We start from the raw sequence: 20,430 nt of genomic DNA, 5'->3' as shown, positions 1-20,430 counted from the left end.
AAAGGAGGTTTTTTTATGAATATATATGTATGTCCTGGTTTAGAAGATATAAAGGATGAATTAAAGAAAAGAGGATATATAATAAATGATAATAGAATGCATCCTTATGATGCTATTATATGCAATATAAAAGAAACTGATTTAGCTTCCTTGAACATATTAACCAATGTGAAAAACGAAGGTACTTTAATTATAGATGCAGGGAGTAAGTCGGTAAATGATATAGAGTATATTTTAAATAATCGAGCTTACTCATCGCTATTTTAGGATTTACTTATTTACAAGCTGTGTATCGGATTCCTCAAAGGGAAAAGATACTTTTTTGCCTCCATAAGCCTTTAATACAAAATGGTATATTCCTTTAGAAATAGTATCTGCCAAAGTCATTACAGTATATAATCGCGTATTTTGAAGAACCATGAATTCTAATGCACCGGAAATATTAACAATTCCTGTGATGCTTAAATCACCCACAGGCGGAAGATTTTTATTTACTGCAGCACCAGGAAGAAGAGGGCATTTTTCAATAATTACCTTACCAACATTCTGTAAACTTCCAAGACAGGCATCAACAGCAATAATATAAGGGTTTTTATAACTATTTTGAATATACTCAAGAACTGAATTTAGATTTTTTGCGTGAAGAGGGCTTTCTAAATTCCCAAAGAGTTTCACGTGATTTCTGATTAAAAACTTAAGCTTATCACCTACTAGAGGTCCAAGACTGTCACCGGTTGAACGATCTGTGCCAATACATAATATTAAAATAGGCCGTTTGTCTTTAATAACCGGCATTAAAGTATCGTATAAAAAATCTCTGATTAATAATATGGAGCTTTTATCTAAAGAATCTGCAGATAATTTAAGTTTCATTATAAAAACCTCCTTTCTTGAAATTATGTCCAAAAAAGGAGGTTTTATACTAAATATTTTCTAAAGAACTTTTACCTTTACTAATACGTTATAAAAAACTACAAGAAACATACAAAAAAGCATTCCTGTAACTCCGTTAGCCTTCAATCCTATAAATATAGCCGCTAATACTGCTACAGGATTAAGTCCTAAGGATGTAGACATAATTTTAGGTTCAATTACCTGTCTAAGGATAAAAACTACAGCATATAAAATTATAAGACCGATAGCTGTAAAATAACTACCCTGTGCAAAATAAAAAATAGCCAGAGGAAAATATATAACAGGCATTCCGATTACGGGAAGAAGATCAAATAAAGCACAAAGCAGGCTTAATATCAAAGCATAGTCTACTTTTAATATTATAAACCCTATAAAGGTCACAATAAAAGTAATAAATATTATTGCCATATACGAAATAACATAATTCCCTATCATTTTCTTAGCCTGAGAGGCAACTTCAATAATCTTTTTGCTATTGTTAGGTGCAAAAGCGGATATGGACTTCCCGGAAGAAGAGGATAAGCTTTTAGTAAAGAAGTAAGTGGAGATAAGAGTAAAAATTATAACCATTACAATATAAGGAATATAACTTAAGACTTCGATTGTTTTCTGAATTAAAAGGCTGCTTAAATTTAGTGTAGATTTCATAATGTCAGAAATTGATTGGGTCAATGAAGACTTAATTGACTCCAGTATGTTAGCATCTATCTGTAAGGAGAGGTTGTTATTTAATTCAATAAAATATTCATACAGTTCTGCAGAGGTAGTACTTATATAATTGGGAATAAACTTGGTAAAGCTAATGGTTTCACTGATTATAGAGGTTGTACTTAATGTTATCAGTGTAATAAGTATAACAAAAAAAATAAAGGTACTGGTTAAAGAAGCAATCCAGGGCTTAACTTTATATTTGTTTATCATAATCCCAGTAGGGCGTTTCAGCATCAGTGCAAAGACAATGGCAAGAACAAATGGAAGGGTATAGGAAAGAGTAGAAAAAAATAAATAAAAAACTATAGAATAGATAAGAAAGAAGATAAATATTTTTTCAATTCTTTCAACTATAGAAGCCATTATATCACCTCACAATCAATTTTTTAATAGAATTTAATGTGTAATGGATATCCTCCTCAGTGTTGAAATATCCTGGGCTTAGTCTAAGTGTGCCGGAGGGATAGGTTCCTAGTGTTTTATGAGCTAAAGGCGCACAATGAAGGCCTGCTCTTGTCATAATTCCATATTCATGATCTAAAAGAAAGCTTATTTCAGAGGTATCGAAGTTTTCAAAGGTTATAGATACAACTCCGGTCCTATCTTTACTGGATTTTAATCCGTGAACTATTACACCTTCCATGTTGCTCAAATCATTTATAAGTATGCTGCATAACTTATCCTCTTTATCCTTTATAGTTTCGATTCCTATAGATTTTAAGAATTTCAATGCTGCATTAAGTCCAAAAATACCTGGAGAATTTTGTGTTCCACTCTCAAATTTGTCAGGAAGAAAGTCTGGATGGGTTACGCTGGAGGAAAGACTTCCTGTTCCCCCTACTATACAAGGAACAGCAATTTTATTAAGTTCCTCGCTTATTATAAAACCTCCGGTGCCTTGTGGGCCAAGCAGTCCTTTATGTCCTGTAAAAGCAATGGCATGGGCATTCAGAGCTTTAAAGTCAACAGGCAATACACCTGCACTTTGAGCAGAATCTATTATAAAAAATATGTTATGCTTTCTGCAGAGTTTACCTATCTCCTGAAGAGGCTGAATGGAGCCTGCTATATTTGAAGCATGGGAAAGGACAATAAGTCTTGTATTTGGCTTAATAGCTTTTTCCACATCTTCTACGGATAAAACTCCCTGAGAAGAGCACTGTACTATATCCAGTTCTATATTCATATCTTCTCTTGCCTTATAAAGAGGACGTAAAACGGAATTATGATCCATTGAAGAGGTTATAACATGCCAGTTAGGTTTAATTATGCTATTTATCAATATATTAAGAGAGTATGTAATATTTGGCATAAAAATAACATTCTCAGGCATACTAAAATTAAAAAGCTCACAGATAAGCTCTCTGGTTTCATAGATTATTCTGCTTGTTTCAAGAGAGCTTGAATAACTCCCTCTTCCTGCATTGCTTCCTATGTTATTCATAAAATTAAACATAGCTTCAGCAACTTCAGGGGGTTTTGGAAATGTTGTAGCTGCATTATCTAAATAAATACTCACTTAGTTACCTCCAAATTTGAATATAATAATATTATAAGGTAATGATAGAAAAAATTCATTACTAATTGTTAAATATACTAATAAATTACTTTTAAAAAATTACAGTATAATATATACTATTAATATTGAGTATATCCATTTATTGTAAAAAAATAACAGGAGGTGAACAGCTTAAATATTAATTTAAGCTTTTAATTATGGATAATTATTTTATAATAGTATTTAACAATACACATAATGCAATTGAAGGAGAAAAAACTTTAAAGAATGAAGGGATAACAGTTACGATAATGCCCACTCCTGCACAAATAACTCAAAGCTGCGGAATCAGCATAAAGTTCAATGAAGAGGACTTAGACAGAATTAAAGAGCTGGTTCAGCAGGAAAAACTACATATTAAGAATATTTATCATAAAATCAGGGGAGAATTTAATACTATTATTTAGAAAAATACATATAAATTAAAAAATATGACGAAAAGGTGATGAAAATGTCGGCTTTTTCCATTGACTTAGATTTAGAAAATGGATATTTAAGAATAGGTAATTTTCCAATTCCCATAGATATGATACAAAACTGGATTGGAAAATTAATAAAAATTGCATTGATAATAATCATTCTTACTATATTAACAAAAGTAGGATATAAAATAATAAATAAAGTAGTAAAAAGGCAGATAGAAAGCAATAAGCGATTCACACTAGATGAAAAGAAAGCATATACTTTCGGAAGTGTTCTAAAGAGTATACTTAAATATACATCATATTTTATTGGATTTACAGCAATTCTTACAGTACTGTTCGGAAATATAAGTATAACCTTTGCCAGCGTGGGCGGTGTAGCTATAGGCTTTGGTGCACAAAATCTTGTTAAGGACATAATTAACGGCCTTTTCATTCTATTTGAAAATCAGTTTTCTGTAGGGGATTATGTAACCATAGGAAATTATAAAGGCACCGTTGAAAACATAGGTTTAAGAAGCACTATATTAAAGGATTTTTCCGGAGATGTTCATATTCTTCCAAATAGTATAATTTCAGAGGTTACAAACCATTCTATAGCTGAATCAAGGGTAATGGTGGATGTTGAAATCGCCTATGAAGAAAACGTCGATAATGCAATGAAGGTAATTGAAGATATCTGTAATGAGTTTAAGCTGGAAAATGAAAATATGGTTGATGGGCCAAGGCCCGTAGGTGTAGTAAATTTAAAAAGTTCCAGCGTTACCATAAGGGTATTGGGAAAAGCAAAGCCTATGACTCAATGGGGCTGTGAAAATGAGCTTAGAAGAAGGATAAAAATAGGTATGGATAAATCCAACATAGAAATACCTTATCCTAAAACACAGCTTGTTCCTGGAAAAAAGAAATAAAAGCAATAGGCTAGGAGGTGGCATTTTGAATAAGATATTTAACATGGGGGACATAGTTCAAATGAAGAAGATGCATCCCTGCGGTACTGATAAATGGGAAATAATAAGAATGGGTGCTGATATAAAAATCAAATGTACCGGCTGCAGCAGGATTGTTATGCTGCCAAGAAGCAAGTTTGAAAAGGATATAAAAAAGGTAATGGCTCCAACAGAGGAGAGTAAATAAAACATTGCATTTATAATTAATGAGTGATACAATAGATTATTGTAATCCCTGCTGTGAAAATCACAGCCGTTAGTCCAGAGGGAGGAGGTGGAATAGATGAGAAAGTATGAAACTATATTCATATTACATCCATCACTAGAAGAGGAGGCTGTTAAAGCTGCAATCGAAAAGTTTAAGGGTGTAATAGAAAATGGTGGCGGAACTGTTGACAACGTAGATTTCTGGGGTAAGAGAAAGCTTGCTTATGAAATTAACAAAGTTAACGAAGGCTACTATACTCTTGTAAACTTCAGCTCAAATCCTGAGTTACCAAAAGAGTTAGACAGAATCTTCAGAATCACAGACGGTGTTATCAGACACATCATTATTAAAGAAGAAAAATAAGGTGGTGTTCTTAAATGAACAGGGTTGTTCTTATAGGTAGACTAACTAGAGATCCTGAGTTAAGATTTGCTGCCGGAAGCGGTACTGCTGTTACCAATTTTACTTTAGCTGTAAACAGACCTAGAAGAAAAGATGGGCAGTCAGAAGCAGATTTTATAAGCTGCGTAGCTTTTGGAAAAACTGCAGAGACTATAGCTCAGTATCTTACAAAAGGCAGACAATTAGCTGTATCTGGCAGTATTCGAACAGGTAGCTATGATGCTCAAGATGGTACTAAAAGATATACTACAGATGTATATGTAGATAGCTTTGACTTCGTGGATTCTGGAAACGGTGGAGCAAGAAGCAATAACAGTGGCGGAAATAGCGGGTTTGGGAATTCAGGCTTTAATGCCCCAAACGATAATTTCGGCGGAGCTTCTTATGATGATGATATGACACCAATTGACGATGGAGATATACCATTCTAATTCTAAAAAGGTAAGGAGGTAAGAAGGATGAGCGAAAAGAGAGAACCAAGAAGAGGCAACTCAAGAATGAGAAGAGCTAAGAGAAAAGTATGTGCTTTTTGTGTAGATAAAGCTGATAGCATTGATTATAAAGATATCGGTAAATTAAGAAAGTATGTTACTGAAAGAGGCAAAATTCTTCCAAGAAGAATTTCCGGAACTTGCGCAAAGCATCAAAGACAATTAACAGAATCTGTTAAGAGAGCAAGAAACATAGCTTTATTGCCTTTTACAACTGAGTAATAAACTGCAGAAGCTGATGTACAATGACCTGATTAAGTTCATTATACACCGGCTTCTTTTTTATGAATTTAACCTGAAGTTAAGGGGGAAAATATAAGTTTATAAATAAACTTTAGTTGCATAAATGCTGAAAAATAACTACAATTAATATATTGATATGAGTATAATAGGAATAATAGGGTTATGATTAATGGTATATGGAGGGGGAAATATGGGAAAAGATGATTTTAATATTATGTCCGATGTAAAGATAATTGAAGATTTAAAAGCTCAATTGTTGTGTATAATAGGTGAGTTCTTCAGATTGCTTACAAAGGGAAGTACCGTAGCACAGGAAGCAATTTTAGAATGTATTTCCGGGGCAATAATTATTATCTATCTTTTAGCAGATAAGTTAGGATATTCTCATACAGCAGTAGATGAAACTATGCAGAAAAAATTAAAGCTTGGAATTATTGAAGAGGATTATATAGAAAAGGAAGGTAAAAATTTATCCAGATTATATAATCACCTAAAAGACAGAAATTAGACACGGAGGACGCAGTTAAATATGGAGAGTAAGAATTCCACTAAATCTATAGTTGAGGCAGGATTAATGGCTGCCCTGGTAGTTGTACTTATGTTTTTAAATGCTTATGTTCCTGTTATAGGATATATAGGGATGATGATATTACCCTTGCCTATTACCCTTTTAGTAGTAAGGCATAATGTTAAAGTTGCATTAGGAGCAGTAATAGCCAGCTCTATAATTATAGCCTTTATTATGAGCCCTATAAGCGCTATAGCTTCTCTTCTGCTTTACGGATTGGTAGGATTAACCTTGGGGTTTTGCATAAAATCCAAAAAAAGTCCTGTTTTTTCAGTAGCAGCCCAGGGAATAGCAATAATAACAGGAACTGTTGCTTCTATTGCCTTGACTATTTATGTAATGATGAATACAACATTATATAAATTTATTGAAGGTATGGTAGATACGATGAAGGAATCTATGAATGCTGCCATGAGCATATATACATCTATGGGAATAGATCCTTCCAGCAATCCTTTTGTAAAGTCTATGGAAATGTTAAATGTAGAGACTCTTATACTTATGATCCCAGGAGTTATAATTATATATGCATTTTTTATGGCTTATATAAATTATATTATAACCCGAAGTATATTTAAGAAGATGAAGATATACATGGAGAACTTTCCTCCCTTTGCCAGATGGTATTTAGACAACAGAATAACAGCTTTGGTAATTATAATAGCTTGTATAGGAATAATACTTGCCAGTATGGGAGTTAACATAGGCCAGAATATATATATAGGTTCAATATATCTCCTTCAGATGGTATTTTTAATTATAGGTATAAGTGCAGTAACTTACATGTTAAGGGAAAGATTTAACGTACCTAAGGGACTGGTCATAGTTATAATAGCATTTACTATAACCGGTTTTGAAAGGTTTTATGCTATGATAGGATTAGTAGACAGCATAATGGATTTAAGGAGAATAGATCCTCACAGCTTAAGAAATGCTATAGAAAAAAGATTTGCAAAAAAATAAAGCCTTAATATGTAAAAAGGAAGGCGGAAGATGATTAATAATAAATTTAATATAAATAATAATATGTATGGAATTTTATCAGCGATATTGATATTGATTTTATTTGCATATGGACATGAGTATATAGCTCTTGCTGGGGTAATAGTATTAATAGTATTAGTACTTTATTATTTAAAGGAAGCAAAAGATAAAAGGCTTCAGCAGGAATTACATATAAAAAGTCTGGCACAGGACATGAGCCTTGCAGCGGAGGAAACCTTAATAAAACTGCCTTTCCCCCTGGTTATAGTAGATGAAAAAGGGGAAATTCACTGGTTTAATAATCTGCTTAACAATATTTTTGAAAAACAGATTATGCTGGGCAGCAATATCAATACTTTAATTAAATCCATAAATATTGAAGATATCTTTAAAAAGAAAAAAGAGATATATAAAGATATAATAATAAACAAAAAACATTACAATATATACTCAAAGATAATGAACAGCAGTACCGACAAAGGTGCTGAAAAAATAGTAATGCTTTATCTTCATGATATAAGCAATGTTACAGATATTATTGCAACAAAAGAAAGCATAATGCTTATAGAGGTAGATAATCTTAATGAAGTGGTTAAAAGTACTGAAAATGATAATGCTCCTCTTTTAATAGCTGAAATTGAAAGAACTATAAACAATTATGCTCAGAATTTAAATGCAATGATTAAAAAATATGATTCTAATAAATATATTCTTTCAGTTCAGGATAAATATATAGAAACTCAAATGTCAAAGAAGTTCGATATATTAGATACAGTACGGGAAATTAATATGGGTAATAAATATGATGTTACCCTGAGCATAGGCGTAGGAAGAAATGGTATAAGTCCTTTAGAAAACCATAAATATGCCAGCACAGCAAAGGAGCTTGCTTTAGGCAGAGGTGGAGATCAGGCTGTAATTAAATCCGGAGACAATGTTGCATTCTTTGGAGGAAACACCAAAGAGGTAGAAAAGAGAACCAGGGTGAGAGCAAGAGTGGTTGCACACGCCCTTAAGGATCTGGTTAATGAAAGCAGTACAGTTTATATTATGGGGCATAGAAATCCGGATATGGACTGCTTAGGAGCAGCTATAGGGGTGGCCAGTGCAGTGAAGCAGTTAGGCAAATCCTGCTTTGTAGTTCTCCCTTCAGAGCATAAAGCTGTAGATTTCTTTGTAAATAAGCTGAAAAAATATAAAGAATATGATAATCTCTTTATAAGTCCTGAACAATGCAAAAGAGAAATAGGTGAGGAAAGTCTTCTCATAATGGTAGATGTTCACAGCAGAGGTTATGTTCAGGATGTGGAGATAGCTGAAAAGGCAAGAAGGATTGTAATAATAGACCATCATAGAAGAAGTCCTGATTCTATAGAAGGAGCTCTTCTTACTTATATTGAGGTTTATGCTTCTTCAACATCAGAACTTGTTACTGAAATTATACAGTATATGTTCGAAAAGCCAAAACTCCTGCAGATTGAAGCAGAAGGCCTGCTTGCAGGTATAACTATGGATACTAAAAACTTTTACTTTAAAACCGGTGTAAGGACCTTTGAAGCGGCATCCTTCTTAAGAAGATTAGGTGCAGACACCATAGATATTAAGAAGATGTTCAGCGATGATTTAGAAAGTTATATTAAGAAGGCTGAAATTATACGTTCTGCAAAGGTGGAAAATAGCATAGCCTTTGCGGTGTGTCCTCCTAATATAGATGAAATAGTGCTGGCTGCACAGGCTGCAGATGAGCTGCTAAATATTACAGGTATTCAAGCTTCTTTTGTATTTGTTAAAATAGGAGAAGATATAAACATAAGCGGAAGATCCTTTGGAGATGTTAATGTACAGGTAATTTTAGAAGCTATAGGCGGAGGAGGACATATGACCATCGCCGGTGCTAAGCTGACAGGGGTAACCATGGAAGAGGCTGTAAAAATGCTTAAGGATGTTATAGCTAAATACTTAAAGGAGGGTGATGAGTAATGAAAGTAATATTACTATCTGACGTGAAAAATTTAGGAAAAAAAGGTGAAGTTATAAACACTTCCGATGGGTACGCAAGAAATTTTCTTTTTCCAAGAAAGCTTGCTGAAGAAGCTACTCAGGAAAACCTTCATATTTTGAATGCAAAAAAAGAAACTGAAAGAAGGAAAAAGCTTGCTGAGATGGAAGAAGCTCAAAAGGTTGCAGAAAAACTAAGGAATAAAGAGCTGAAGCTGACCACTAAAACCGGTGACAGCGGAAGACTATTTGGAGCCATAACAAGTAAAGATATATCTGAACTCATTAAGAAACAGTTCAATATAGAAATAGATAAAAAGAAAATTGTAATGGATACCTTAAAGCAGGTAGGTACTTATGAGATAGAAGTAAAAGTTTATCCAGAGGTAGCTACTAAGATGAAGGTTGTTATTGCTCCAGAGCAATAAGGAGGATAAATTATTTTGAATCAAAAGTTCCAGGCAGACAAAATACAGGAGATAATGGATGGCGGATTAAGCATCGATTCTCAGATTAACGTAATATATGAGGTTTTAAAAAACGTGTTGGATGAAGGCGGGGTAAGAGCTAGAACTGTAAGGCATAAACTTCAAAAGCACATTAAATCTAAAAATATAAATGAAAGAATATACGCTTTAAATAAAATAGCCAGCGATGGAAAGGGCTTAAAGGTAGTTCCGGAAGAGGCAGAGATAAACGAGGCTTTGAAGGATACTTATAAATGGATATCTGAAGAGTTGGCAAGACGATATATACAAAACCAAATTGAAGGTAAGGTAGAGGAAGCCATCCTTGAAAGACAGGATAAATATGTAGATGAGATGAGGCTCAGCATAATTAAGAAGCAGAAGGGTCCTGAAAATGCTAAAACCCTTAAGAAATATTCACAGCTTCAGATTCTTGGAGACAGAAAAACCACTAAAAATTTAATGAGTTTCCTAAGACCTGAAAGCTTCAAAGAAGTAGTGGGTCAAGACAGAGCTATTAAATCACTTATTTCAAAGATAGCTTCTCCTTATCCTCAGCATATAATACTATACGGTCCTCCAGGGGTAGGTAAAACCACTGCTGCAAGGTTGGCTTTAGAAGAAGCTAAAAAGCTTAAATTTACACCTTTTGACGGAGAGTCAAAGTTTGTAGAAGTGGATGGAACCACCTTAAGATGGGATCCAAGAGAAATTACAAATCCTCTATTGGGTTCAGTTCATGATCCTATTTATCAGAGAAGCAAGAGAGATCTTGCTGAAATAGGTGTTCCTGAACCTAAGCCGGGACTTGTTACAGAAGCTCATGGCGGTGTTCTTTTCATCGATGAAATAGGAGAGCTGGATAGTATTCTTCAAAATAAACTATTAAAGGTACTGGAGGATAAAAAGGTTGAGTTTTCCTCATCTTATTATGATCCAGACGATGAAAATACACCTAAATATATAAAATATCTATTTGAAAATGGTGCTCCTGCAGATTTTGTTTTAATAGGTGCCACTACAAAGGATCCTTCAGAAATCAATCCTGCACTTCGCTCAAGATGTACAGAGGTTTATTTTGAACCGCTTTCTTCTTCTGATATTGCAGATATAGTAGAAGATGCTGCTAAGAAGCTTGAAATAGAGCTGGAGGATGGTGTTGCCAGCCTTATAAGCAGATATACCGTGGAGGGAAGAAAAGCTGTTAATATCCTTGCCGATGCTTACGGCTACATGCTTTATAATCTTAAGGAAAGCAGTATGGAAAAGCTTAAAGTGTCAAAAAAGGATGTTAATGAGGTAATATCTATTGGACGATATGTACCTTATGAAAGATTGGATAATGTAGAAAGTTTTGAAGTAGGACATGTATATGGCTTAGGAGTTTCAGGTTTTTTAGGTTCCACTTTAGAAATAGAAGCTTCTGTATTTCCTGCAAGGGAAGCAGGCGGCGGCAGTGTGAGATTCAATGATACCGCAGGCTCCATGGCTAAGGATTCAGTGTTTAATGCAGCTTCTGTGATAAGAAGGATAACCAATAAAGATATAAGAGATTACGATATTCACGTAAATGTAGTTGGTGGAGGAAATATTGATGGACCTTCTGCCGGTGCTGCGATAACGGTATGCGTAATCAGCGCTTTAATGGATAAACCAGTAAGACAGGATGCAGCTATTACAGGAGAAATTTCTTTAAGAGGAAATATAAAGCCTGTGGGAGGTATATTCGAGAAGGTATACGGGGCCAGAAGAAAAGGAATTAAGCTGGTTATGGTTCCAGAGGATAACAGTAACGAAATCCCTTCCGGATTAAAGGATATTGAAGTTAAAACTGTAGGACATATTGAAGATCTTATGAATATAATGTTTGAAAATTAAAAGTCTCCCTTAGGGAGGCTTTTTATAATAATTAGTTTCACTATTATAAATATAGTTAAAAAATAAATGAATTCATGTATAATTAATATATGTGCAGGAATACTTGATAAAAGTATTTCCAACTGTCATAATATAAATGCATAATTTTTATAGGAAGATCAGAGGTGAGATTTATATGGATATGCCTGTTATGAGGAGTTTACCGCAGAATATAGAAGCTGAGCAGTCTGTTTTAGGCTCGATGATAATAGATAGAAGCGCTATTGCTCGTGCTGCAGAAGATTTGACTGCAGAAGATTTTTATAGAGATTCTCATAAGGTTATATTTTCAACTATTGTGGAAATGTCTCAAAAGGATATTCCGGTAGATATGATTACTCTTATTGAGAATTTAAGGGTTTTAGCAAAATTAGAATCCGCAGGCGGGATAACTTATATAACAGAAATAAGTACTTCTGTACCTTCTACAGCTAACCTTAAGACCTATATCGATATAGTGGCTCAGAAATCTACCCTTAGAAAACTTATAAAGGCTTCTAATGAAATAATAGAAGACAGCTATGATAAGCAGGATGACGTAGAAAAAGTGGTAGACAATGCGGAAAAAAGAATATTTGATATTGCGGAAAAAAGAAGCACCAGTGATTTTGAAGCGTTAAGCACAGTGCTGGAGAGAGGCTTCATAGAAATTGAAAGACTGTTTAACAATAAAGGAGAAATTACAGGGGTTGGATCCGGATTTAAAGAGCTGGATGCTAAAACCTCTGGATTTCAAAAAGGGGACATGGTTCTTATAGCTGCAAGGCCTTCTATGGGTAAAACCACCTTTGCTCTTAATATTGCTGAGCATGCCGCTCTTAGAGAAGGTAAGAAGGTTGTAATTTTTTCCCTGGAAATGTCTAAGGAGCAGCTTGCTTATAAGCTTCTATGTTCTCAGGCTAATGTTGATATGCTTAAGCTTAGAACAGGTAATCTGGAGGATAGGGATTGGGAAAATATCGCCAGAGCTGCAGGTCCATTAGCGGCGGCAAAAGTGTTTATAGATGATACCGCAGGAGTTTCTGTAATGGAAATGCGTTCTAAATGCAGAAGGATAAAGATAGAACATGGTATTGACCTTATTTTGATAGACTATCTTCAGCTTATGTCAGGAAGCGGAGAAAGCAGACAGCAGGAGGTTTCAGAAATTTCAAGGTCTATTAAAGCTCTTGCTAAAGAGATGCAGTGTCCGGTTATAGCGCTTTCTCAGCTGTCCCGTGCTCCGGAGCAGAGAGCGGATCACAGGCCTATGCTTTCCGACCTTAGGGAATCCGGTTCTATAGAGCAGGATGCTGACCTTGTAATGTTTTTATACAGGGATGAGTACTATAATAAGGAAACTGAAGAAAAAAATGTAGCGGAATGTATAGTAGCTAAACAGAGAAACGGTCCTGTAGGTACAGTGAAGCTGGCTTGGCTTGGACAATACAGTAAATTTGGAAATTTAGAGGTGGTTCACAGAGATTAAATCCATCACAGCAGCTAGGGGGTTAGATAACAGATGAAAAGTAAAACAGCAGATATTTTATTAGCTTTGGTAGCATTAATTTGGGGAAGCGGGTTTGCTGTGTCTCAAATGGCTTTAGATGCAAATCTGTCACCTTTTTCAATAATGACTTATAGATTTTTAATTTCTACCCTTTTAATGGTTATAATATTTTGGAAATATGTAAAAGACATTAATTTAGCTGATATAAAAGCAGGAGCAATAATAGGTTTTTTCTTTTTATAGCCTTTGCCTTTCAAACTATAGGGCTTCAATATACCACACCCTCTAAAAACGCTTTTTTAACTGCTACTAATGTTATACTGGTTCCTTTTTTGTATTGGATTGTGTTAAGAAGAACACCGGATAAATACTCTATCATAGGTGCTGTTTTAACCATAATAGGAATAAGCTTTTTAACTTTGGAAAGTTCTTCACTGGCATTAAGCTGGGGAGACATCCTGACTTTAATATGTGCTTTGGGTTTTGCTCTGCACATAATAAGTATAGGATACTATACAAAAAAGCATCATCCTATAAAACTTACAATACTTCAGATATTCACAGCATTTATACTGTCTGTTTCAGCTATGTTATTCACCAGAGAAAGTTTCAGCATAAATTATAAAGGCTTCATATCAGTTATGTATTTAGGTGCTATGGGAACTACAGTAACCTTTTTACTTCAGAATGTTGCTCAAAAATATACCAATGCTACTAAAGCTGCCATAATACTTTCCACAGAGGCGGTGTTTGGTACTCTGGCTTCTGTAATATTCCTGGGAGAGGTTCTTAATATTAAAATGATATTAGGCTGCTTTATTATTTTCACAGGGATATTAATTGCTGAAACTAAATTGTCGTTTATAAATTCAAAAAAAAATTTAAAAACTGAAAAGGCAGGATAGTTTTAAAAAATTTTTTAATGGTTAAAATAAAGGTATACAGCAGAGGATAAACTTAAACCCTAATTTAAGAATATCCTACCTGCTTGTATACCTTTTGTTACAGTAACAAGTATGGATTATTTTTTTGGCAGAACAATATTTAAAACACCATTTTCATAATAAACACTGATTTTTTCTTCCTGAATATTATCTACATAAAACATACGCCGGAATTGTCCAAATTCCTTTTCTTGTTTTATGTATTTTTTTTCTTTCCAAGTACTTTTTCTTTCAGCAGAGATAACCAAAAATTTATTGATATAATTAACATGAATATTTTTTTTATCAATTCCCGGCAGGTCTGCTTCAATCAAATACTCTGATAAGTCTTCTCTAAGATCTACTTTAAAATCAGATTTACCCATTTTAAAGCTGAAGGTTTTTTTTATGAAAAAGCTTTGAAAAAACTCTTCAAAAAACTCATCGCTTGTAATTAGATTGCTTTGAGATACATTGAAAGGTAAAAAATTGTTCATATTGAGCACTCCTTTCTTATATCTTCACTATTATCTTTTGTTTTTTTCACTAAAGCTATGCTGTGTTCTTAGTGGTGCAGAATATAAAATATAAGAGTCCAGCATAAAATTTCTTTAAAAAACAGCTTTAAATCTAGGTTTTAAGAATATATTGGAGTTTTATGAGTATATGCAGTTAAAAAACATGTAAAAATTCACATTATTAAAGAAACTTTAACCTATAGAAAGCCTTTAAATTGTGTACAAGCTACTTATTATAAATTAGAATATATGTAAAGGTTAACGGATTTTAAAATTTTAAGCAAAAAAAATAAAATTAATTTTAATGAGGTGAAGCTATGGTTAAATACGTTATGGCATTGGATCAGGGAACTACCAGCTCCAGATGTATACTTTTCGATGTAAATGGAGAAATAAAAAGTGTGGCTCAAAGAGAATATAATCAAATATATCCTAAAGCCGGATGGGTAGAACATGATCCCAGAGATATCTGGTCAAGTCAATTTGCAGTAGCAGTTGAAGCAATGGCTAAAATCGGTGTAAGTGCTGATGAAATATCCTCTATAGGTATAACAAATCAAAGAGAAACGGTTATAGTCTGGGATAGAAAAACCGGTGTTCCTATATATAATGCTATAGTATGGCAGTGCAGAAGGACAGCGGAGTACTGCGATGAGCTCAAGATAAATGGATTCGATAAGATGATTAAGGATAAAACAGGTCTATTAATAGATCCTTATTTTTCAGCCACTAAAATAAAATGGATACTTGATAATGTTGAAGGTGCAAGAGAAAAGGCAGAGAAAGGTGAATTGGTCTTTGGAACTATAGATACATGGCTGATGTGGAATCTTACTAAGGGTCAAATCCATGCAACGGATTATTCCAATGCTTCAAGGACTATGCTTTTTAACATACATGATTTAAAATGGGATAAGGAGCTTTTAGATCTATTTAATATACCTGAAAGCATGGTGCCTGAAGTGAAACCATCTTCAGGAATATTTGGAGCTTCAGATAAGCTTTTATTTGGAGGAGAGATAAAAATTGCAGGGGTAGCAGGTGACCAGCAGGCTGCGCTTTTTGGTCAGAATTGTCATGAAGCGGGAACTGTTAAAAATACCTATGGAACGGGATGTTTTATGCTTATGAATACCGGGGAAGAAGCGGTGGTCTCTGAAAAAGGCCTTCTTACCACTATTGCCTGGGGTATTAACGATGAGGTAAAATATGCCCTGGAGGGAAGTGTATTCGTAGCAGGAGCTGCAATTCAGTGGCTTAGAGATGAAATGAGAATGATAAAAAATGCAGCAGATACGGAAGAGTATGCCTTGGCAGTAGAAGATACTAATGGAGTTTTCTTTGTACCGGCCTTCGTTGGCTTAGGAGCTCCTTATTGGGATTCTTATGCCAGAGGAATTATTGTAGGACTTACAAGAGGAGCAAAAAAGGAGCACGTAATAAGGGCTGTTCTTGAATCACTTGCTTATCAGACCTATGATGTTTTAAAAGCCATGGAGGAGGATTCCGGTATTCCTCTTAAGGAGCTTAAGGTAGATGGAGGGGCAAGTGCAAATAATTTTCTTATGCAGTTCCAATCGGATATAATAGATCAGGTAGTTATAAGACCACAGGTGGTAGAAACTACTGCATTAGGCGCTGCTTACCTGGCAGGACTTGCATCAGGATTCTGGGGCAGCAGGGAAGAAATAATGCAGCATGTGAATAATGCTTCAAGGTTTAAACCTAACATGAAGGAAGATAAAAGAGAAAAGCTCCTAAAGGGATGGCATGAGGCAATAAACAGATCAACGGATTGGGAAAGGACAAATTAATATGAAAATAGCATTTATCGGAAGCGGCAACATGGGAGGAGCCATGATAGGCGGAATGATAAAATCGGGAAAGGTTTCTCCAAAGGATATTACCGCCACAGCTAAAAGCCGTGAAACATTAATTAAGATTAAAAAAGATATGGGAGTAAATACTGAATTAAGCAACATAGAAGCGGTTAAGCAGTCAGACATAATAGTTTTAGCTGTAAAGCCCTATGTATATGATGAAGTACTTATGGAGATTAAGGATTACTTAAAAGATAAAATTTTAATTACAATTGCAGCAGGAAAGAGTATTTCTCAAATTGAAGCTGTTGCGGGAGAGGATATAAAGCTTCTAAGGACAATGCCAAATACTCCGGCTCTGGTGGGAGAGGGTATAACAGCATTATGTCCTAATAAAAATATAGATGATAAAGAATTGGATGTTCTTCAGGATATTCTCCAAAGCTTTGGTAAAACAGAAATCATAGAAGAAAATCAAATGGATGCTTTTATTGGTATATGTGGATCATCACCGGCCTATGTATTTATGTTTATAGAAGCCCTGGCAGATGCAGGGGTGAAAGAAGGACTTCCTAGGGCCAAGGCTTATAAATTAGCTTCTCAGGCTGTATTAGGCTCGGCTAAGATGGTCCTTGACAGCGGAAGACATCCGGGAGAATTAAAAGATATGGTGTGCTCTCCAAAAGGAACAACCATTGAAGCAGTAGCTGCTTTGGAGGAGTTCGGCTTTAGAAACTCCGTAATTAAGGCTGTGGAAAGATGCAGCGAAAAATCCAGAAGTATGTAAGCTTATACAGACTTTGAATAATAAATTTTTTATTGGGAAAGCTTAAATTGAAAATTTATTAATTAGGAGAGCTGATATGGGTAAAAATAAAAATAAGCAGGATATGCAAAGTATGATAGAAGAGAGCAACGACTCTAAAAATGCCAAAAATGGTTATAATTTCAGAGGTAACTCTGCAAGACAACCGGGCATTAACAGTACAAAAGGTAAGAGATAAAAATAAAACTCAACAAAAACTGCCCTTATGAGGCAGTTTTTGTACTTTTATGAATAAATTTGGTATAATTATTAAGGTGCTGAGGTTCTAAACAATATAATTGATTACACAAAGCACTACGGAAGAATAATCAAGGAGATGAATTGGATGAATATTTATGAAAAAAGTTTAAAACTTCATGAAGAAAATAAGGGGAAGATATCTGTTGAATCAAAAGTACCTTTGAAAGAAAGAGAAGATTTAAGCATGGCTTATACTCCTGGGGTTGCAGAGCCTTGCAGAAAAATACATGAAGATCCAGAAAACGTTTATAAGTATACAAGCAAGGGTAATTTAGTGGCTGTAGTTACTGATGGTTCCGCTGTGCTTGGATTAGGAGATATAGGTCCTATGGCAGGAATGCCTGTAATGGAAGGAAAGGCTTTGCTGTTTAAGGGATTTGGAGATGTAGATGCATTTCCTATATGCTTAGATACTAAAGATACTGAAGAGATAATAAAAACTGTAAAGATGATAGCTCCAACCTTTGGAGGAATAAACTTAGAGGATATTTCTTCACCAAGGTGTTTTGAAATAGAAGAAAGACTTAAAAAGGAATTAAATATACCTGTTTTCCATGACGATCAGCATGGAACTGCTATAGTTACAGCTTCAGCACTTATAAATTCTTTGAAAATAATAAATAAGAACATGGAAGATATTGAAATAGTTATAAATGGTTCCGGTGCTGCAGGGATTGCTATAGCAAAGATGCTTATAGGAATGGGAGCAGGAAATGTAATACTCTGCGACAGCAAAGGTATAATCACTAAGGAAAATGCTAAAGGCAATAAATACAAAGAAATGATGGCTGAAATAACCAATAAAAATGGGAAGACAGGGACACTAAAGGATGCAGTAAAGGGAGCAGACGTTTTTGTAGGAGTTTCTGTTCCAAATACCTTAAATGGAGAAATGATCAAAACAATGAATAAGGATTCTATAGTATTTGCTATGGCTAACCCAGTTCCTGAAATAATGCCTGAGGATGCTATTGCAGCAGGTGTTAGAATATACGGTTCAGGACGTTCAGATTTCCAAAATCAAATAAATAATGTATTAGCATTCCCAGGAATATTCAGAGGAGCTTTAGATGTAAGAGCAACGGAAATAAATGAAGAGATGAAAATAGCTGCCGCTTATGCTATTGCCGATATGATAAAGCCTGAGGATCTTAAAGAAGATTATGTAATTCCAAGTACTTTAGATAAAAATGTAGCTTCTAATGTAGCAAAAGCAGTAGCTGAAGCAGCGAGAAAGACCGGCGTAGCTCAGCTTTAAGATACAGACCTATAAGTATAAGGGTGAAGATTTAATAACAGCTTGATAAAATTATTTAAGGATTATTAAACCTTGAATCCAGTATAGCCTGGAAATTACAAGGGGATATAATCCTTAAATAATGAAATAAATATAAGGATGAGGTGCTTGATATGGTAAACAGTAATGACAAGGGTTTTAGGATAATGGGATTATCCTTACCGGTATTTCTATTTTTTTCTGCAATAGTAATCATAGGAACTTTTTTAGAGGTATTACCTAAAGGTATGATAGGAGCATTAGCTCTTATGATGGTAATAGGAAGCGTATTGGGACTTATAGGAGATAATCTCCCTATAGTAAAGGATTATCTGGGAGGAGGACCTATAATAATAATATTTGGTTCTGCAGCAATAGTTATGTTTAAGCTGCTTCCAGAGAGCTCTATAAATATAATGTCAAACTTTATGAAGGGGGAAGGATTTTTAGATTTTTATATAGCTGCACTTATTACCGGAAGTATTTTAGGAATGAACAGAAAGCTATTGATAAAGGCAGCGGTAAGGTATCTCCCTGCTATACTTGGAGGAGTAGCTGCAGCCTTAGGTTTGGTAGCCTTATTTGGAGCTGTTATGGGCTATGGAGCTAAGGAAGCTATATTTTACATAGGAATCCCTATTATGGGAGGAGGTATGGGAGCAGGAGCAGTACCTCTTGCTAAGATATTTGGTTCAAGTATGGCACAAGATCCTGCAAAGATGCTTTCCATAATGGTTCCTGCAGTGGCTATGGGAAATGCTCTTTCTATAGTTGTAGGAGGCCTTTTGGACAAGTTAGGTAAGGTAAAGCCTTCATTAACCGGTAACGGAGAGCTTATGATAGTTGAAGGAGAAACTGTAGTAGAAGAGCAGGAATCTTATTCCCCAGATTTTATACTTATGGGAAAGGGACTGTTTTTAGCGGTATCCTTCTTTATATTGGGTAATATAATCGGTAAGTTTGTTCCTGATATCCATCCTTATGCATGGATGATAATTTCAGTGGCATTGGTAAAAGGGCTGGGACTTATACCAAGAGAATATGAAGTAGCCTGTCATCAATGGTTTCAATTTATAATGAATAATTTAACTCCTGCATTGCTGGTAGGAATAGGGGTGGCATATACTAACCTTAATGAAGTAATTGCAGCCTTCAGCATAACTTATATAGTACTGGTAGGGGTTACAGTTATAGGTGCGGTATTGGGCTCTGCGTTAATTGGAAGACTGGTAGGCTTCTATCCTATAGAATCCTCTATAACTGCCGGATTATGCATGGCTAACATGGGTGGAACAGGAGATGTTGCGGTGCTTTCTGCTGCAAACAGAATGAAGTTAATGCCCTTTGCACAGATTTCTTCCCGACTAGGAGGAGCATTTATATTAATTCTTGCAAGTACAATATTAAAATTATTTGCTTAATATTTAAGTCAGAGGATATTTTCATAACTAAAGTATTTAGAAGTAAAAATAAAAAGATATAGAATATACAATATAAAAAAAAG

The 20,430-nt window shown here is 34.6% G+C and carries 23 protein-coding genes and 1 pseudogene; 20 read left to right on the top strand and 4 right to left on the bottom strand.

The window, feature by feature from the left end:
- The first annotated feature begins 15 nt into the window (after window positions 1-15).
- Window positions 16-267: a YkuS family protein gene (locus TA89_RS15860; RefSeq protein WP_040214756.1), complete on the top strand. Its 252-nt coding sequence runs from the start codon at window positions 16-18 to the stop codon at window positions 265-267.
- 3 nt (window positions 268-270) lie between these two features.
- On the opposite strand, the gene yyaC is transcribed toward TA89_RS15860, so the two are convergent.
- Genes yyaC through TA89_RS15845 form a run of 3 tightly spaced genes read right to left on the bottom strand, consistent with a single transcriptional unit; the run spans window position 271 to window position 3,145 of the window.
- On the bottom strand, window positions 271-873 hold the full coding sequence (gene yyaC / locus TA89_RS15855) for a spore protease YyaC (protein ID WP_040214755.1): 603 nt from the start codon (window positions 871-873) through the stop codon (window positions 271-273).
- 60 nt (window positions 874-933) lie between these two features.
- Entirely contained in the window at window positions 934-1,989 is a 1,056-nt protein-coding gene (gene ytvI / locus TA89_RS15850; RefSeq protein ID WP_040214754.1) for a sporulation integral membrane protein YtvI, read from the bottom strand.
- A 4-nt stretch (window positions 1,990-1,993) separates the two neighbouring features.
- Entirely contained in the window at window positions 1,994-3,145 is a 1,152-nt protein-coding gene (locus TA89_RS15845; protein ID WP_040214753.1) for an aminotransferase class V-fold PLP-dependent enzyme, read from the bottom strand.
- A 197-nt stretch (window positions 3,146-3,342) separates the two neighbouring features.
- On the opposite strand from TA89_RS15845, the gene TA89_RS15840 reads away from it, so the two are divergent.
- From TA89_RS15840 to TA89_RS15780, 14 genes and pseudogenes are all read left to right on the top strand, one after another.
- Window positions 3,343-3,591 carry a putative Se/S carrier protein gene (locus TA89_RS15840; RefSeq protein WP_040214752.1) on the top strand — a complete coding sequence of 83 codons (249 nt, stop codon included), beginning with the start codon at window positions 3,343-3,345 and terminating at the stop codon, window positions 3,589-3,591.
- Between the two features lie 44 nt (window positions 3,592-3,635).
- Window positions 3,636-4,517, top strand: coding sequence for a mechanosensitive ion channel family protein (locus TA89_RS15835; RefSeq protein ID WP_052447568.1), 882 nt, complete (start codon window positions 3,636-3,638; stop codon window positions 4,515-4,517).
- Window positions 4,518-4,542: 25 nt separating this feature from the next.
- Window positions 4,543-4,743, top strand: a complete 201-nt coding sequence (locus TA89_RS15830) for a DUF951 domain-containing protein (protein ID WP_040214750.1) — start codon at window positions 4,543-4,545, stop codon at window positions 4,741-4,743.
- Between the two features lie 96 nt (window positions 4,744-4,839).
- Complete coding sequence (gene rpsF / locus TA89_RS15825; protein WP_040214749.1) at window positions 4,840-5,127, top strand: 30S ribosomal protein S6; 288 nt, start codon at window positions 4,840-4,842, stop codon at window positions 5,125-5,127.
- Window positions 5,128-5,141: 14 nt separating this feature from the next.
- The gene (locus TA89_RS15820) at window positions 5,142-5,597 is read left to right on the top strand and encodes a single-stranded DNA-binding protein (RefSeq protein WP_040214748.1); all 456 of its coding nucleotides are present in this window, start codon (window positions 5,142-5,144) and stop codon (window positions 5,595-5,597) included.
- A gap of 27 nt (window positions 5,598-5,624) precedes the next feature.
- Complete coding sequence (gene rpsR, locus TA89_RS15815; protein WP_040214747.1) at window positions 5,625-5,879, top strand: 30S ribosomal protein S18; 255 nt, start codon at window positions 5,625-5,627, stop codon at window positions 5,877-5,879.
- Between the two features lie 211 nt (window positions 5,880-6,090).
- Window positions 6,091-6,408 (top strand): MazG-like family protein, encoded by a 318-nt coding sequence (locus TA89_RS15810; protein WP_040214746.1) that lies wholly within the window; start codon window positions 6,091-6,093, stop codon window positions 6,406-6,408.
- Between the two features lie 21 nt (window positions 6,409-6,429).
- Window positions 6,430-7,431 (top strand): YybS family protein, encoded by a 1,002-nt coding sequence (locus tag TA89_RS15805; RefSeq protein ID WP_040214745.1) that lies wholly within the window; start codon window positions 6,430-6,432, stop codon window positions 7,429-7,431.
- 30 nt (window positions 7,432-7,461) lie between these two features.
- The gene (locus tag TA89_RS15800) at window positions 7,462-9,432 is read left to right on the top strand and encodes a DHH family phosphoesterase (protein WP_040214744.1); all 1,971 of its coding nucleotides are present in this window, start codon (window positions 7,462-7,464) and stop codon (window positions 9,430-9,432) included.
- Window positions 9,432-9,878 (top strand): 50S ribosomal protein L9, encoded by a 447-nt coding sequence (gene rplI / locus TA89_RS15795; protein WP_040214743.1) that lies wholly within the window; start codon window positions 9,432-9,434, stop codon window positions 9,876-9,878. Before TA89_RS15800 ends, rplI begins: the two co-directional genes overlap by 1 nt.
- Window positions 9,879-9,893: 15 nt before the next feature.
- Window positions 9,894-11,795 (top strand): Lon family ATP-dependent protease, encoded by a 1,902-nt coding sequence (gene lonC, locus TA89_RS15790; RefSeq protein WP_040214742.1) that lies wholly within the window; start codon window positions 9,894-9,896, stop codon window positions 11,793-11,795.
- Between the two features lie 175 nt (window positions 11,796-11,970).
- Complete coding sequence (locus TA89_RS15785; RefSeq protein ID WP_040214741.1) at window positions 11,971-13,302, top strand: replicative DNA helicase; 1,332 nt, start codon at window positions 11,971-11,973, stop codon at window positions 13,300-13,302.
- A gap of 33 nt (window positions 13,303-13,335) precedes the next feature.
- Window positions 13,336-13,682, top strand: a pseudogene (locus tag TA89_RS18970) (EamA family transporter); the annotation flags it as partial.
- A complete protein-coding gene (locus TA89_RS15780) occupies window positions 13,668-14,228 on the top strand; it encodes a DMT family transporter (protein ID WP_423219507.1) in 561 nt (186 codons plus the stop codon). The pseudogene TA89_RS18970 and the gene TA89_RS15780, both read left to right, overlap by 15 nt.
- A gap of 116 nt (window positions 14,229-14,344) precedes the next feature.
- On the opposite strand, the gene TA89_RS15775 is transcribed toward TA89_RS15780, so the two are convergent.
- Complete coding sequence (locus tag TA89_RS15775) at window positions 14,345-14,743, bottom strand: Hsp20 family protein (RefSeq protein WP_040214774.1); 399 nt, start codon at window positions 14,741-14,743, stop codon at window positions 14,345-14,347.
- A gap of 338 nt (window positions 14,744-15,081) precedes the next feature.
- Between TA89_RS15775 and glpK the strand changes: the two genes are divergently transcribed.
- The 5 genes from glpK (at window position 15,082) to TA89_RS15755 (ending at window position 20,347) form a co-directional block, all read left to right on the top strand.
- Window positions 15,082-16,578 (top strand): glycerol kinase GlpK, encoded by a 1,497-nt coding sequence (gene glpK / locus TA89_RS15770; protein WP_040214740.1) that lies wholly within the window; start codon window positions 15,082-15,084, stop codon window positions 16,576-16,578.
- A 1-nt stretch (window position 16,579) separates the two neighbouring features.
- Window positions 16,580-17,371, top strand: coding sequence for a pyrroline-5-carboxylate reductase (gene proC, locus TA89_RS15765; protein ID WP_040214739.1), 792 nt, complete (start codon window positions 16,580-16,582; stop codon window positions 17,369-17,371).
- A 76-nt stretch (window positions 17,372-17,447) separates the two neighbouring features.
- On the top strand, window positions 17,448-17,588 hold the full coding sequence (locus TA89_RS18415) for a hypothetical protein (protein WP_156120047.1): 141 nt from the start codon (window positions 17,448-17,450) through the stop codon (window positions 17,586-17,588).
- Window positions 17,589-17,735: 147 nt separating this feature from the next.
- The gene (locus TA89_RS15760) at window positions 17,736-18,908 is read left to right on the top strand and encodes an NAD(P)-dependent malic enzyme (protein WP_040214738.1); all 1,173 of its coding nucleotides are present in this window, start codon (window positions 17,736-17,738) and stop codon (window positions 18,906-18,908) included.
- Between the two features lie 152 nt (window positions 18,909-19,060).
- Window positions 19,061-20,347, top strand: coding sequence for a 2-hydroxycarboxylate transporter family protein (locus TA89_RS15755; RefSeq protein ID WP_040214737.1), 1,287 nt, complete (start codon window positions 19,061-19,063; stop codon window positions 20,345-20,347).
- The last annotated feature ends 83 nt before the right edge of the window (window positions 20,348-20,430 follow it).

This window comes from Clostridium polynesiense (assembly GCF_000820705.1).
In the GTDB taxonomy this organism is placed as follows: domain Bacteria; phylum Bacillota; class Clostridia; order Clostridiales; family Clostridiaceae; genus Clostridium_AA; species Clostridium_AA polynesiense.
Note: the sequence above shows the minus strand (reverse complement) of the source record. Positions and strands in the feature narration are given on the sequence as shown.

Excerpts from the sequence above, each read along its gene's own strand:
- TA89_RS15775 (WP_040214774.1), bottom strand. The coding sequence starts at position 14,743 with ATGAACAATTTTTTACCTTTCAATGTATCTCAAAGCAATCTAATTACA.
- rpsR (WP_040214747.1), top strand. The coding sequence starts at position 5,625 with ATGAGCGAAAAGAGAGAACCAAGAAGAGGCAACTCAAGAATGAGAAGA.
- TA89_RS15860 (WP_040214756.1), top strand. The coding sequence starts at position 16 with ATGAATATATATGTATGTCCTGGTTTAGAAGATATAAAGGATGAATTA.
- proC (WP_040214739.1), top strand. The coding sequence starts at position 16,580 with ATGAAAATAGCATTTATCGGAAGCGGCAACATGGGAGGAGCCATGATA.
- ytvI (WP_040214754.1), bottom strand. The coding sequence starts at position 1,989 with ATGGCTTCTATAGTTGAAAGAATTGAAAAAATATTTATCTTCTTTCTT.
- glpK (WP_040214740.1), top strand. The coding sequence starts at position 15,082 with ATGGTTAAATACGTTATGGCATTGGATCAGGGAACTACCAGCTCCAGA.
- TA89_RS18415 (WP_156120047.1), top strand. The coding sequence starts at position 17,448 with ATGGGTAAAAATAAAAATAAGCAGGATATGCAAAGTATGATAGAAGAG.
- TA89_RS15810 (WP_040214746.1), top strand. The coding sequence starts at position 6,091 with ATGGGAAAAGATGATTTTAATATTATGTCCGATGTAAAGATAATTGAA.
- rpsF (WP_040214749.1), top strand. The coding sequence starts at position 4,840 with ATGAGAAAGTATGAAACTATATTCATATTACATCCATCACTAGAAGAG.
- TA89_RS15840 (WP_040214752.1), top strand. The coding sequence starts at position 3,343 with ATGGATAATTATTTTATAATAGTATTTAACAATACACATAATGCAATT.
- TA89_RS15805 (WP_040214745.1), top strand. The coding sequence starts at position 6,430 with ATGGAGAGTAAGAATTCCACTAAATCTATAGTTGAGGCAGGATTAATG.
- TA89_RS15800 (WP_040214744.1), top strand. The coding sequence starts at position 7,462 with ATGATTAATAATAAATTTAATATAAATAATAATATGTATGGAATTTTA.
- TA89_RS15755 (WP_040214737.1), top strand. The coding sequence starts at position 19,061 with ATGGTAAACAGTAATGACAAGGGTTTTAGGATAATGGGATTATCCTTA.
- rplI (WP_040214743.1), top strand. The coding sequence starts at position 9,432 with ATGAAAGTAATATTACTATCTGACGTGAAAAATTTAGGAAAAAAAGGT.
- TA89_RS15820 (WP_040214748.1), top strand. The coding sequence starts at position 5,142 with ATGAACAGGGTTGTTCTTATAGGTAGACTAACTAGAGATCCTGAGTTA.
- yyaC (WP_040214755.1), bottom strand. The coding sequence starts at position 873 with ATGAAACTTAAATTATCTGCAGATTCTTTAGATAAAAGCTCCATATTA.
- TA89_RS15835 (WP_052447568.1), top strand. The coding sequence starts at position 3,636 with ATGTCGGCTTTTTCCATTGACTTAGATTTAGAAAATGGATATTTAAGA.
- TA89_RS15785 (WP_040214741.1), top strand. The coding sequence starts at position 11,971 with ATGGATATGCCTGTTATGAGGAGTTTACCGCAGAATATAGAAGCTGAG.
- TA89_RS15760 (WP_040214738.1), top strand. The coding sequence starts at position 17,736 with ATGAATATTTATGAAAAAAGTTTAAAACTTCATGAAGAAAATAAGGGG.